The 14,266-nt window shown below is 57.0% G+C and carries 11 protein-coding genes; 6 read left to right on the forward strand and 5 right to left on the reverse strand.

Going from position 1 to position 14,266, the window contains the following annotated elements:
- Position 1: 1 nt before the first annotated feature.
- The 4 genes from FS819_RS18135 to FS819_RS18150 all read right to left on the reverse strand — a co-directional run bounded on the left by FS819_RS18135 (position 2) and on the right by FS819_RS18150 (position 6,973).
- Positions 2 to 2,077 (reverse strand): hypothetical protein, encoded by a 2,076-nt coding sequence (locus FS819_RS18135; protein WP_156549708.1) that lies wholly within the window; start codon positions 2,075 to 2,077, stop codon positions 2 to 4.
- A gap of 3 nt (positions 2,078 to 2,080) precedes the next feature.
- Positions 2,081 to 4,516: a hypothetical protein gene (locus tag FS819_RS18140; protein ID WP_197434118.1), complete on the reverse strand. Its 2,436-nt coding sequence runs from the start codon at positions 4,514 to 4,516 to the stop codon at positions 2,081 to 2,083.
- Between the two features lie 64 nt (positions 4,517 to 4,580).
- Positions 4,581 to 6,395, reverse strand: a complete 1,815-nt coding sequence (locus FS819_RS18145; RefSeq protein WP_156549710.1) for a DNA cytosine methyltransferase — start codon at positions 6,393 to 6,395, stop codon at positions 4,581 to 4,583.
- A 185-nt stretch (positions 6,396 to 6,580) separates the two neighbouring features.
- The gene (locus FS819_RS18150) at positions 6,581 to 6,973 is read right to left on the reverse strand and encodes a hypothetical protein (RefSeq protein WP_156549712.1); all 393 of its coding nucleotides are present in this window, start codon (positions 6,971 to 6,973) and stop codon (positions 6,581 to 6,583) included.
- Positions 6,974 to 7,350: 377 nt separating this feature from the next.
- On the opposite strand from FS819_RS18150, the gene FS819_RS18155 reads away from it, so the two are divergent.
- The 3 genes from FS819_RS18155 to FS819_RS18165 are packed head-to-tail and all read left to right on the forward strand — an operon-like array spanning position 7,351 to position 9,580.
- Positions 7,351 to 8,145, forward strand: coding sequence for a TIGR04255 family protein (locus FS819_RS18155; RefSeq protein WP_197434119.1), 795 nt, complete (start codon positions 7,351 to 7,353; stop codon positions 8,143 to 8,145).
- Entirely contained in the window at positions 8,142 to 8,729 is a 588-nt protein-coding gene (locus FS819_RS18160) for a hypothetical protein (protein ID WP_156549716.1), read from the forward strand. The genes FS819_RS18155 and FS819_RS18160 overlap by 4 nt, the downstream gene beginning before the upstream one ends.
- Before the next feature lie 35 nt (positions 8,730 to 8,764).
- Positions 8,765 to 9,580, forward strand: a complete 816-nt coding sequence (locus FS819_RS18165; protein ID WP_156549717.1) for a hypothetical protein — start codon at positions 8,765 to 8,767, stop codon at positions 9,578 to 9,580.
- A 97-nt stretch (positions 9,581 to 9,677) separates the two neighbouring features.
- On the opposite strand, the gene FS819_RS18170 is transcribed toward FS819_RS18165, so the two are convergent.
- A complete protein-coding gene (locus tag FS819_RS18170) occupies positions 9,678 to 10,151 on the reverse strand; it encodes an RNase H family protein (RefSeq protein ID WP_322192665.1) in 474 nt (157 codons plus the stop codon).
- Between the two features lie 835 nt (positions 10,152 to 10,986).
- On the opposite strand from FS819_RS18170, the gene FS819_RS18175 reads away from it, so the two are divergent.
- The 3 genes from FS819_RS18175 to FS819_RS18185 are packed head-to-tail and all read left to right on the forward strand — an operon-like array spanning position 10,987 to position 14,265.
- Complete coding sequence (locus FS819_RS18175; RefSeq protein WP_156549721.1) at positions 10,987 to 11,187, forward strand: hypothetical protein; 201 nt, start codon at positions 10,987 to 10,989, stop codon at positions 11,185 to 11,187.
- Entirely contained in the window at positions 11,174 to 11,980 is an 807-nt protein-coding gene (locus tag FS819_RS18180; protein ID WP_197434120.1) for a hypothetical protein, read from the forward strand. The genes FS819_RS18175 and FS819_RS18180 overlap by 14 nt, the downstream gene beginning before the upstream one ends.
- A 17-nt stretch (positions 11,981 to 11,997) precedes the next feature.
- Complete coding sequence (locus tag FS819_RS18185; protein ID WP_197434121.1) at positions 11,998 to 14,265, forward strand: TnsB C-terminal domain-containing protein; 2,268 nt, start codon at positions 11,998 to 12,000, stop codon at positions 14,263 to 14,265.
- Position 14,266: the final 1 nt, after the last annotated feature.

A 14,266-nucleotide genomic window follows, 5' to 3' on the forward strand; every position in this document is an offset into this window, starting at 1 on the left:
CTCAGCCCTCGATGTTCTTGAAATACTGATTGAATTCGTGTTTCCCGTCGGCCGCAAGTGCCTTCAGCCACTGCGCGTTCTGTATGAAGAGTTCGGCTGCCTCTGCCATGACGATGGTCGCAGGCATTCGGGATAGCGTCCTTGATCCTCGATCCAGCGCCATTCCCTCAAGGCCGCCTTGATCCGAAAGAAATTCACGGGCTTCGGCAAGCCTAGTCCTGTCGAGATTCACTCCCGATGGCCATGGTCCCGAATAGAGCTTCCGTACTGGTTTAGCTGCCGCCGGAACCAGTACAGGCATGAGGTGATGAAGGATGGAGTCGGGCATCGATATGCGCATTCCGTCGACGCCTGCACTCGCAAAGATTACGAGGTTTCGTGGGATCCGTCCGATGCGCCTGGATTCCATAAACTGTGGGATCCAGTACTCACATGGGCCGCTGGTGATATTGCATACGGCAACTGGCGTCAGTGTTTCCGGATTTGCTCTTGCCCGGGAGACTGCTGCAGCCAGCCCAGAAGACTCGTCTTGGAGAAGATCCTGCCAGGATATTCGCGTAGGGTCGCAAAACACCACAGCGGCATCGTCGCCGCCGATGGCAGTCGCGAGATCTGCGGCAAGCGCGGATGCCTTCGTTCCGATTAGGACGGGAATTCCGTCCGTTGCGTGCGCAACAATCCCAGCGACATAGCCCGCTGACAACCCGCTGGCCTGGCGGAGCGCCGCGATGATGCCGCTCCGTCCTTCATCTGTCACCATTTCCACCCGTCTAGCTACTTCAACCTCTACAAGTTCAGGACTCGGGCCCTGGTCCGTCCTCGGATTTCCGACGTCGGCCGAGCTTGATGCCTCCGGCGCTGGCGTCGTCCGTGCCATGTCCGCGATCAATTCTTTGAGCTTTTCGACCTCGGCACGAATATCGCGCGATTGGGTTTGGGATGCCTCCGTGATCTGTCGAGCAGCCTCTGCCACCCTCTCCCGAATGTTCTCGTCATGTCTTTCGCTCTCGACACGCAAGAGCGCCTCTCTGTGGGTAACGAGGGAGAGTCTGTTCTCGGCCTCGGCCAACTCGTTCTTTATCGCCGTCAGGCGGAGCTGCTCCTCTTTTAGCTCGGCATCCAACTTGGCGCGTGTGGAGTTCCTTACCCGGTCCCGCTCTTCGTGCTCAAACGCCTTTAGCCGTTCCTGCAACAGGGGTTCACGAAGCATGATCTGTGGGAGGATATCGAGAAGCGGCTCTCTGTTCGCCAGCAATTTGATCGAAGCAATTAAGTCTGCCTTCTCGTTTGCTTCGATGGTGCTTGCGAGGTGTTTCCGCAGTCCCTCCGCGAGGTCGTCCTCGGAGCCGGGAGCGGAGGCTACTGCCTGGCGCGCTCGAGACAGCCACATCTCCGCCGCTTCTACTATCTCGCTCGGAGATCGAAGATCTATTGCCTCGCCAACGGACCAATTCGGCTGCGTCGCGAACACCACAAGGCCGTTCGGCAATTTGATGGTCTCTACCCGGTTGGCGATGCCGGAAACCGTGATTGATCGGGTGGAGGCCCCGGGCTCGAAACCGTAAAGGTCAGCTTTGCGTCGTGAGATTTGAGATGTGACCCAGGCTCCAGATCTGACTTCAATGGCGGTGATGGTGGCGGTCTCAGGGATGGGGAGATTGCCCGTCCTGAGAAGAGCGACAGTTCCTTCGAAATCTTTGTCCCTGGGGCTATAGCCGACAGAAAGCTGAACTGCAGACGAGAATGATCGCGCCTCGTGCCTACCAGGATCGAGGAATTGCTCGACCGTCGCAGGCAGCTCGAACTGCGAGCTTGCTCGAATGGGCACGATCAGTTGGGGCGGTCTCCAAGATCGGTTCGACGTTGCGACGTCTCCATTCTCTAGTGCAAGCTTCGGTTCCTTTTTCTCGCCCGTCACCTGCCAAAATGAACCGACAGCACCCAACATCATTCGCGGATCTTTAGTTTCGCGCACCTGCGCTGAGGCTCCGTCGCCATCCTTGACCGCAGCGATCACGGCAACACCATCTCGAGCACGACGAATGATCTGATATATGGGTTTTTCGGAAACTGACATCTACTAACTCTTCTCGTTTATGCGCGGCGCTGCTGAACGAACTCTCCCTGCGCGACTGTCGTGAATGGCCCGCTTGCGGTTCGACGCGGAGAGCAGGAATCTGTCGATCCAGAGCGTGGTGGTCGATTCAGATGTCTGAATTGGGAGCAATTTGGCTATCGCCGAAACAGTGGGGGCGGCGACCGGATACTCGTAGCGCCATCCACCCTTTTCACGCCTTGGCCCTGCGTTACAGAGGGACGAGTTAGAGAGCCACCGAGCCCAACTGGAAGGAAGGTACGTCCTCGCTGGAATTGCCGACAGTGCGTTTTTGTCCAGCGCGAACAGCGCGCCGCCTGTTCTAAGATGGTGCGCTAGCAAAGCTACCGATGGCGACAAGTAATTCTGATCCTGTTTGCCAGCAACGACCGAGCGGTACAGAAAATGGCTGTTAGATCCCGGTCTGTCGAGGCGATAAAGGCCGCCGACCATTTCGGATGCGAAGCTTGTTGCAAAATACCCGCGATCTTCGCGAAGCTTGCCTACAATCTCATATCCGTGGGTGTCGCCAGTGTCCGCTTTGTCGGCTTTTGCCTGAAGAAATGCTGGAGCGGGCGGCAACGCTGCGCGCCGGAGGAATTCCTGCTGCGAGCGCAGGTCTGGAGTGCGAACGAGATATCGGGGAAGTACCCATTCCGACGGCCCGAACCACTCTTCCAAGATGCCGCCTGCTGTAACCGCCGCCACCCGGAGCCGATCAAGGACTGCCAATGGTGTCGGGCCATCGATCGTGATCGCATCGTCACCGACAAGGGAGTAGGAGAGTGCGCGCTGCAAAAGCCGTCTAGCGGGAAACCGTCGCTGGAATGTCGACTCGAACCATCCGGCATCTGCAAATGAGCGCAGTATTTCCCACTCAGAGGGCGCGCCCTCGGTTCGTGAAATACCCTTTCTTACGATATCAACCGCTTCTGAAAGCGGAAGTCCTCGAGCAGTTCGCTCATACAGCGCCTCGGAAATCGTGATGAGCTCGTCCGAGGGAGCTGATCGCTCTCCCCTCCATGGCTCAAAGGGCACCAGAATGGATGGAGCAGTGCCAAAATGGAATTCGTCTTCAGGGATGTCGTTCGCAAGATCGAATGCCAACCTTCGTGCATCCCCGATCTCGCCTGCCCGTGGAATCATAAGAACTTCATGGGAGCCGCCAGCTCCTTTTGCCAGCGCGATGCCGGAGTAAGTACCCGGCGCAAGAGCTATTGCGTTCTCCACACGGATCAGATCGACAGGCTTGCCCGAAACCTCGACCGAGATAGCTGACAGCAGGGGTCCAGCAATCAATGGCGTCAGTGGCGCACGACCCAGATAGCCGCCACCGACCCTGATGCCATCGTACCAGCCGAACTCTCTGCTACCTGAGGCGACCGGGGTTTGCCCTATGCTGTCTCTGAAGGATGCCAGTACCCAGGTGTGATTGATGGAAGCAGAGAATCTGATGGTGTCCGGCGGCTGCTCCGACAGCTTTGATTTCCGCATCAGGACGGTGGACGAAGCTGTCTTGGTCTGGGCACGGAACTTACCGAAACCGAGGCTCTCCAGAAATACTTTCCCATCCTTGATGGCCTTTGCCAGGAGCTTCGGCACCGCGGCCCTCGCCTGCTCCGGATCGGTAATTGGTTTACGTTCGCCGATTGGAGAAACGACGAAGAGCTCATACTCTCCGAAATCGCTCTCAACGAGTTCGAGCTCTTCCAGTGTGTTCTTTTCGGCCACGACATCATACCAAGCGTGCCAGAAGGCCGTGTCAACGTACTCTCGCCCTCCCCGCTTACGTGTTCGCTCGAACGTATGGAAATTGTATTCGAGTGATGGCATCTTTTCGTCCCACACGTGTCGGGAAGTCGAGACTTTTCCTGAGACGGTTAGAGGATCGAGAAGCAGGTCGTGTCTGATATCGTCGCGTAACTTGCGTAGCACTTCCTTGTCCCGCCACGTTGGGAACGCGATGCGTAGCGTTCGACCGATCTGGACGTAGGGGTAGATTTCAGGAAGGTTGAGATCTACATCGTAGACTGCCTTAAAGTGATCTCGAAGACGGTCCCACATACCGTTCAGGCCATTCATATTGGCTGGCCTGTACCCGGTGTGGCTTTCGAACATCTCACGGAATTCCCGGTCGCCTTTCACCCGGGTCTTCGTCGTCTGCATCCAGCAAAGAAAAAGGAGTATCTTGAGGGCTGGCGAAATGCGTCCCGGCAACAGGGTCATATGTCCAGTGAGATAGTCACGCACAATGGACATGGCCGGGAGCGAGCGTACAAACAGGCGCCGCGCTTCATCGAGATCAGTGACCCCGAAAAGCTCCGGAAGATCCTCGTCCGCGACGTAGATGCTGCCAACAGGCCCGTTATTTCCTGGTTTAAGGAAGTACCTCTCGATACATTCCTCTTCGAAACTGGCCACCGTATCCCCCCGAATCGCCCTCCCTATATAAGGTCGATCACAACCTTCATCGGCGCAAGCGTCATCAACCCTGAGTGGACATTAATTCGCTCGCACCAGTCCGTCCTGTAACGACCGAATTCCAGTGCAGAACAAGATGGGGTCCTGAGATCGCTCGTTCACCAGCGATCGTTTGGTCTTCGAACGCAAGGTGGCCGACGTACGCCTCGTTTTCCGAATGGCAGAACCGAATAGTCTCCGTGTCATCGATGATTGTCATCGCAGGCAGGCAGGATGCTGCCTTCTCAACCAGCTCCTCGTGAAGAAGCTTCATTCGTGCGCGCAGGTAACGAACAGGCGTTGAAATCTCCAGGTGCTCCCCTTGCGATCCTACTATGGCCAGCAATTGAACGATGGCTCGATCGATCGCATCGACGTCGCCCTCTTTTACAAGAGGTAGAGCCACCGATCCGGTCGGCACTATCCTGAGGCGTTGCTCGTCATAAACCTTCATGATTTCCTGGTTCGTGAAGCGATCACGGTGAACGCGCCACTCGTCTCGTCGCCTATAGCGGAGTGGCGTGTCTGTGAGTCGATAGCCGTTGGCTGCAACGGCATCAGCCGGAATCGGCTCGCCCCATCCCGCTGGCCAGTACGTTCCGCCACCGTATCCGTCTCGAGACCTTGACGAGTCGTTTCTCTTGTTCATGAAGCGCTTCACCATTGGTGGCAGCTTGCGTCCGCTCTCGAGAACATCTGATGTAATCCTGGCAGCTTCGCCAGCGGCACCGCTCTGAATGTGTTCGACCAGATGCTTCATGAAGAACGGCGGCACTGCATTTCCGACTTGGCGATACTGCGCCTCGCGCGGCCCGAGGAACTCGTACGCGTCCTGAAAGCCCTGCAATCTTGCCCCTTCCCTTACCGTGAGGGCGCGATTGTGGACCGGATGGGTAAAGCAGCCAGATGTCACGTTGCTAAACCCGGCCGATATCGTGTAGGCGGGCGATGCCTCGTGAAGACGGCCATAGAGCGTGGCGTAGTCTGTCAGACGAACTCGGCGGAACCTGTCCGGCAGGCACTCAGGCGGAATGTCCTTCCAGCAACCTCCCTGCGGCACATGGGAGACCCGCTTCCGATTGGCTTCAGAAAGCTTGTTGGCGTGATGGTTTGGCGCGCGCCCCGAATTGTTTCGCACGAAAGTCTGGAATGGCGTTTCCTCGACAAGCTTCGAAAGTTTCGCAACGGTCGGCTCCACGAAATCCTCCGTGAGATCCGCAATTGCCTCCCGAACTGAGACATATTGGTGATGATCCTTGGAACCAACAGGGGCATGCGTGTGTCGGGGAAACGTGGGAGGTATCTCATCGATGGTGGCGACGAGAATGAAGCGGTTCCGGAGCTGGGGGAGACCATAGTCCGCCATGTTCACGACATCGGCAAAAACATGGTACCCGCGCTCGGCAAAGAGCTTGAACAGCTCCCTTACAATAATGAGGTTGCGACCGTAAACCACGCCGGGAACGTTCTCCATAACGACATGACGAGGCTTCCGACCCACAGCCGTGAAGCCGTCTAGCAACCTAATGAAATGAACGAACAGCGCGTTGCGTGGATCTTCGAGATGGAAGACGCCCATGGTGCTGACGGCCTGGCAGGTAGGCCCGGCGAAGAACCAATCGATCTTGTCGATCCCGGCCCTCTCCACTACGTCTGTCGCAGACACCAGCGAAACGTCGCAGCAATCGACAACCGCCCCCGGATGGGCGTTCTTAAAAGTCCGCGTCGCATTCTTGTCAATGTCGAGCGCCCATTTGACTTCGAGGTCCGGTATCGCGGCCGAGGCCCCGGCAGACATGCCCCCACAGCCGGAGTAGAGATCGATTGCAGTCTGGCCCATGATTCCCCCATGCATTGCAATGAGACTAGCAGTGCAATGCGCATCCAGCGATACCCAAAAGCACCAATTCACCCCATCATGCACGGCAGATACAATATATAATCAGAGATGAGAGCCCGACATATATAAAAAAGGATGCCGATCCGAAGTGACGTAAAATGGGGTTGGCTAAGGTGTGCATGGAATCAGGGCAGCAAGATATCATTTCTCATGCATGCCCTCCGGGTAACCTCGACCGCCGCCTTGGAAGATCCGCTCGTCAACACCAAGAACACCGTCTCGCCTACTTTGTTCTTTGTGAGCATCCCCATGAACGGCGACCTCCCGGCATAGCCGCCGAATGAATTTCTTGCGTTGACCAATCCGCACACGACTACCCCACCGTCTTGCGATTGGGTGGCCGCGACTTCGTCAAATCGCGCACTCTCTGGATCTTTGAAGCCGTCACGAACGGTTTGCTCCACGAGGGCCTCTTCGCTATCGGAAAGTTGGTAGCGCAATACCGGACCGCGATCTTCAGCATTTGAGACGGACGTTGTCACTATCATCAGCATCCAGCAAATGACTGCACGGTTCATTTTGGTCTCCTCGCTACTTCGCTGCCTACTATATTCGGCGCATCGAGATCGACGCGTCCATCGCCGGCAAGAAGGTGATGATTTGTAGCGTGCTGCTTCTGCCGTCTATCAGAACGCGGACATCGAATTTCGAATGCTGCCCTCTCGGACCGAACCGAGTGTTTACCGACTTACGCCGGCAGTCAAAGCGCTCACTTCTTGTGGTCACCTCCCTGGTTTGCCCCTTTAAGTGCGAGGAACCACGGTTGGTCGCCTAGTTTGCGAGCATGTGGCTGCTTAACTTTATTTCGAATCCCGACCCATCGGCCTCTAGCCGAGTGCCTTGCATGTGTTTAGTTTTGTGTATAGTGCAGGTGTCAACGAAAGGAAGAACGACGATGGCGAAGGCGAATAACGCTCCAGTCAAATACGTCATCGGGGTCGTCCGCTTCCCGGCGGTTGCCGATCTGGATAAATTCGCGGGAGCGATTCAAACCGCACTGGGCGATGAATATCCATTCGGGAAGCCACAAATGGTGACCGAGGTTGGCGTAATGATTGATGACGGCGGAGTGAAGGTTCAGCAGACCGATACTCCCGTCTGGCAGTTCCTGAACAAGACTCGCGATTGCGGTATTATCGTCAACCGTGGCCTCGTAGGTGTCCATACTACGGCGTATGTCGACCACCAGCATTTCATCACGGAAATGATGAAGGTGATCGAGACAGTCCGGAAGATTGAAGGTGGCCCGGTCCGCTACGTGGAAGCTCTCGCGATGCGGTACGTGGATGTCATCGAACCTTTGGAAGGTGGCGATTTGCTCGATTATATCGATGCGGGTGTGCTGCCCTCGCGCATCGATGTTGACGGTCTGGACGTGAACGAGGGAATGCATGTCCTAATAATGAAGAGCGCGATGGGGAATGTCCGTCTTCAGGTACTCCGGAACCCGAATACAGTCCTTCCCAGTGATCTGCATTCTCCGCTGCTGATCGAGAATGGCTGGAGCCTGGAACGACCGACAGGTGAGTTCGTGACAATCGACACCGATCACGCTGCCTTCTACGCACCTCCGCGGGAGTTCGCGAAGGTGGACTTCGAAGGTGACATGTTAAGCTTAAGAAAACCGATCAGCGATATCTTTACGAAGATCGCTACACCATACGCTATGGAAGTCTGGGGGTTGAAATGATGAAGACCAACTTTGTGACGCGGGGATTGCTCGTAGTCGCTGGCGTTTCGTCATCGTGCTCCGCATTCGCAGGCAGCTATCAGATAAGTCCCGGCATGAGCCATACCAGCCCATGGCAGGTCGCGGCCGCAACGTCCGCACCTTCCGAGACTCACATCAGCCTCAAGGAGATGGTTACCGAGTTCAAGGCGAAGGGTTGCCCGATCACAACGATCTCGGAGATTGCAGGCGTCGAGCGAAAGACAGTTTACTCATGGCTTGATGGAAGTTCTACGCCGCACCCTGACCGTGAGCAGCGCGTCGCGGATGTCTATCCGCTGCTGAAGGATGCCTTCAACGATGACTTCGGAACACTGAATCGTGTCTGGAGATCGAAGACCCGTGAAGGAGTGAGTCTTGAATCCATATTTTCCTCGGCGGATGTGGATCTCGCCGCGGTAAGCGATCAGCTCAAATATCTGCATTCCTCTATTGCCAACATCCGGGCAGCGGACGAGCGTCGGAAGACTAAGCCGGGCAAAGGTATGGTCGGCAAAAATGGGTACGTCGCGGAATCCGCGATTGCAGATTTCGACAGGGTCTGATCTCATCTTACCGACAGGATTAAGACAGGCCGCAGATGTCCGCATTCATGGAAGAGGCCGACAAGCTGCTCGCGGCTGGTTGGCGACAATGTTCGACGTTCATTCCCAACGCCGTGGTCGGTAACGACCGCGGTCTTTCCGAGGGTGCAATCCTTGTCGTCATGACGCAGGCATGCACCGTTGTCGGAAACGACCTAGCGAAGGATCCCCACATAGAAGTGGCCGTAGCTACGCCAGCCGTCGGTAAGTTCAACCCAAGGCATCAGGACTCGACTGGAAAAAACGGGCGCAAGCTATGCGTATGCTTCAAGGATGGCGAAGCCGACGCGCCCTACAACATCGACATTAACAGCCGTTTCACGTTTCCGCGCGAGAAGCTTCTGGAGTTTTCGCCTGACGGTCCGCAGTGTCGGGATGAGGATGTCACGCGCATTGCGAACTGGGTGGCTCGCTACTACAACCGGACAGCTCTTCCCAATCTGCTGGTTATCCAGCTTGGCACTGCCAAGGTGCAGGACGCGATCAGCAAGCTCTTGAGAGCGGAATTCGGCGCATCTCCGCTCCATGAGGAAGTCCATTCGGTCTACGGAGCCTGGGAGCCTGATGATGAGAGCGGCCCTTACCGCTTCGAGATTGTTTTCATCGTCCGCAGCATCGATGCGATGGACGAACTGCGTGCACGCCTGGCGAAGTCGCTTGGCATCCACGAGCATGAACTCATGCACAAGATTGACGGGGTCGAGGTTCAATTCGAAGTGCTCGTCTACGACCAGGTGACCCTCGCAGAGTTGGATGATCGCTTGAGAATTTCGGAGTGGGATCTCCTCAGCGGACTGATGGAACAGGCCTGAGGGGCGTATCGCACCGCCAATTTGAAACAGGCACGCATTTCGCCATGGCGAGACCTATCCGGATCTGCCGAGCAGTAGGGAAAACGATGTCTGCCGTTTATCCGACTGGGTGGTGACGAATCCTGGCCATCGCCTCTCTCGATGCCTCATCTGCAATTTCGTTGCCCAGGATTCCCGAATGTCCTTTGCACAACTGAATCCTGGCTTCGCGGTTCCTGAGTAGCAGGTCATCGAGTTCTTGCCAGAGCCTCACGTCCGGGATCGCTCGACGCCTCTCCCGCGAGTTCGCCCTCACCCGCTTCCAGCCGTTGCCGCGCCAGATGTGCCGCCATCGGCTGCAGCCTTCGACCACATGAGCGGAGTCGGTCCAAATCACTGCGGCCGCCGTTGCCGCTTCGCTCTCGATCCAGAATGCCGCTCTGACTACCGACAGGACTTCGAAGGTGTTGTTCGAGGGGCCGACCATGGTACCTGCGGCGGCGTGGATCGGTCGGTCGCCTTCCATAACCACGAAGGCCCAGCCTCCAGAGCGGGAGGCGGCGTCGAAGGAGCCGTCGGCGTAGATGTTCAAGGTTCCTGTCATCGGAGGAAGATTATCATCCGGATGGCTTGCCGCTCCAGTCTTGATATCGGCCAGGATCGGATCGACCCTGCATGTGAAAGAGGAGTCCCGCTCAAAGGGTCGAATGGACTCCCGTGGCCTATCCTGGGTGGGAATATCCGCTGTTACGTTTGCGAAATGCGGGACACGATCTCGAAGCATCGTAGGCGGGTTGTCGGTTCCAGCCTTATTGGATTGACCCAATTAGAAAGACCGGTATCTGAGTACCGGTAATCCGCTTGACAATCCGAACAAACCAGGAACATATGGCCCACAACAGAAATGCAGCGATGATTGCTTCAATTGCCGGATGGTTTCCATACCTCGGAGACATGATGTGATGCCGATGAGATTCCGAATACGCCACTAGGCGCCCTTGGTGATGCCGCACAGGATTCGATGTTGAATCCATGCGTTCGCTTGTCGCTGAAGATCTCCCGCCCATCCGAGGCCTCGAATCCATCCATAGCGTAATCCGCTCAATTGACGGAAGCTGTGTATAGCACTGGCATCGAGATCCGGAATTACTTCAGCGATACTACCGCACCAAGCCGCACCACGCCGTACCAAGTCGCCGTGCAAGGATTCACACCCTTGGAACGACTTGCAGGCCTCAAGAAGAAGCCTCCCCAAGCAATTGATATCATGCCCACATTCGCACTCAGGCGCGCCGATGGTGCGCTTGATTCGTTGTTCCTGATGGGGCAGGCTCCGCCAACGTGACCGTCAGGGTCGCGCGACATTTCAGACTGATGTTTTACCCCACGCGCTCCGGATGCCGAAGCGTGAACGGAGAGGTGTTGTCATGAGTAACCTGCCACGAGATCAAAGACATCCCACGCCACTCACCCATGCGGATCTGCGCGCGCTGGGTATTCCAGTCGAAGTTCTGCGCGGGCTTGCGGCCCTCGCGCCTTATCCGGCCGCCGCGCATTCCGTCCCCTCGATTGTCCAGCCCTCGATCTATCACGTCGTAAAGAAGGAGAGCGGTCGTGGAACTGCATGAACTGGTCAGAAATCAAGACTACTGGAACGAGGTCTTCAGCGAAGGGAACGAACCCAAGAAGGAGATCAAGCCCGGGAGCCGCTACATCACCCTGCCCGGCTGGCATCCGACGGGAAAGTCCGTCAGAGGCATCGTGCGCACTCGCGAACCTCTGATGGCCGACGCGATGATCCACATCGATACCAACCCTTTCAATATGGCGGTCGCGGAGTTTCCGGTCTCGGTAGGCTACCGGACGCCGTCCGGCAAATATCGGGAGAGAGTTCCCGACCTCGCTGTCAGAAGGCGCGACGGCTCGGTTGTTGTGATTGACGTGATGCCTTTCCATGTTCAGCGCCACCTGGGTTGGCCGGAACGCCGCACGCGTCAGATGCGTGAAATCTTTGCCGATCTGGGAGCGCACTATCAGCTCCTCGACGAGCGCACCCTCCACATCAGACCTCTGATCGACAATCTCCGCATAATGTGGCGGCACAAACGGCTGGCCTGCCAGCATAAGTGGATCGATGAGGTGGCTGCAGAGATCCTGACGCTCCCCCTTCCGCTACGGATCGGCGAGATCATGCGATCGGTGAAGCGAAACGCAGTGATGGGGCGATGGAGTGACGACGAGGAATGGAAGATCGTTGGCGAGGTCAACCCGGCTTTCACGGCGATCATGCAGTTGGCGATGGAAGCCAGGGTTGGAATCAACGTCCGAGCGCCGCTCTCGCAGTTCACGGTGATCACTCCACCTCGAGCGGCTTTCGTGGCTTTCCCCACAACAGAGCTGCGCTTCGACAAGGCAGCCTGATACAGGGAGCTTCTCCGATGTCATTTGAGTATACCGACGGGCGCTACCTGCAGCCCGTGAAAACCTTCCACGAACTCGACGTCCCGCCTGATCCGGGCCGCGGGTTCGACATGCAGTGTCCAGACCTCAGGGTCGGTGACACCTTCGCGGTCTTCAACGCAGAGAAGACGCGGTATGCGATGTTCCGCTTCATCAACTGGTTCCAGCCTGCACCGGAATTTCCGGCCGTTGCGCAGTTCCAGCAGCTCGTCACCAATGTCAGCATCACGCTGTCGATCTGGCAGATCGGCGAACTCAATCGGCAGGCACGAATTCGCCCGGTATCGGGAAACGGTGCCGCCGCCAGAAACCTGCCTGGCGCCGCGGCGGCCGTCAATGATAGCCAGCGCAAAGGTGCGCATCGGCGGATGGCTTATGTCGATGCCTGCTATCTCAGGATGATCGAACTGAGTGTCAGGACACTGACCAGGAGACAGCGCGCAGATGTCATCATGGAAGTCGCCGAAGAGATCAAGGATCCGAAGCCGCCGTGCGTCAATTCGGTCTACAACTGGCAGCACCGTGACAAAAACGGCGGTCGGTTCGATCGCCTGCTCAATTTCTGCCGACAAGGGAATTCGGGAAACTATGGGCCGCGCGAAGGCAGTGAAGTCGTTCGAGCGATGCAGGAGGCTGTTCACCTTGCCGTCCAGGCCGGAGGCCAATGGGGAATGGTGCAGGCCATTCTCATGGCCCTCGCCCAGCCCGACGGCGATTTTCATCATATCAGGGACCTCCTTCTGAACGATGACGGCACCTGTCGGCATAGCGATCGCACGATCCAGAGACGACTGCATGACCTGAACGAATACGAGCGTGATGCCCTGGAGTCTGGGCGGGACTACGCGGAAACAAAGCACATGATCCGACTGCGGCAGGTGCGGCCGAACGCGCCTCTCGAGATCGTCGACGTCGATCATGCGGTTATGAACATCATCGGGATCGATCCCGAGCTGGCCATCGCGTACGGCCGACCGCACATTCTGACATTCCGGGATCGCCACAGCGGTATCGTTGTCGGCTTCTCGATCTCCTTCCAGCCGCCGTCATATGAGAGCTTTTTCGAAGGCCTTCAGCACATGCTCTTCGAAAAGTCGATCGATCCGCTTTCCGGGGCTTCATACCCATGGTGGGGACGTCCGCTGAAGCTCGGCACCGATAATGCCAAGCACCTCATCGGCCTCAACATGAAGGAGTCCTTGAAGGAACTCGGCATCCAAACCGTTGCCTATCGGCCTGCCCGAGGCTGGGAGAAGGGGGCAGAGGAGCATCTCTTTCATATTCTCGACAAGGCCGTCGCAAACCGCCTGCCCGGTGCCACGGGGCACTCCATCGCCGAGCGGATGAAATACGACAAGGAGATGCAGAAGGCCATGCCAAAGATGACGTTGCCTCAGATCCGTGGCTTCTTGACCTATTATCTGGCCTACATCCACCATCTGAAGCCGACCCAGGGTCTCGGAGAACTCGCGACTTTTCAGGGTGTCCCACAGGAAATCTGGCGAGAAGGCATCAAGAAGGCCCCGGCGCCGCCGCTCATCGATCCGGAGATCTTCGTACGGATCGCAGGCCAGTTCGCTGATGTATCGCTCGATCCTAAGAAGGGATTCGTCTGGGACGACATCAGGTATGTGTCACCAGAACTCCTTTTCCTGTCGACACAGCGCGCAAGCAAAGGACGGAAATTCAAGGCCCGCCGCTCGCCATGGAATTTGGGTGTCGCGTGGATTCAGGATCCGTACGCGAAGACCGAAAGATGGCTTGAAGTCCCCGCTGCTCCGTCCGACCAGCCTTATGCCAACGGCCTCCGGTATTACGAGCACAGGTGGATCAAGAAATTTCTCCGTGAGAAGATGAAGAAGGCAGTCAATGCTGCCAACCTGCTTTTTGCGAAGATGGAACTCGCCAAGGCGGTCATCAAAGCACATCGCGAGCAGGGTACGATCAAGACCGGACGGACCTTGGCAGCTCTCTACGCGCAAACAGTCGGCAAGTTTGCGATGTCGCGCCGCTATACCATGGCAAACACACAGTACGGCGAGGATTACACGGATCTCGCGAGCCCGGCCATCCAGGAGGCGCCACCTACCCTGAGCAGCCGCGCGGGCATGACGGTGCCTTTCAACATGCCGAACCCGAAAGACCACGAACCTTCGATCCTTCAGGACACCCAAACCAAGAGCAACGACCCGGCCATTGCCGCATCCGACATCGACTTCGACGAATTCGGCGGCTGGCTCGTGTAGG

This window comes from Allorhizobium sp. Av2 (assembly GCF_021462805.2).
In the GTDB taxonomy this organism is placed as follows: Bacteria; Pseudomonadota; Alphaproteobacteria; order Rhizobiales; family Rhizobiaceae; genus Allorhizobium; species Allorhizobium vitis_G.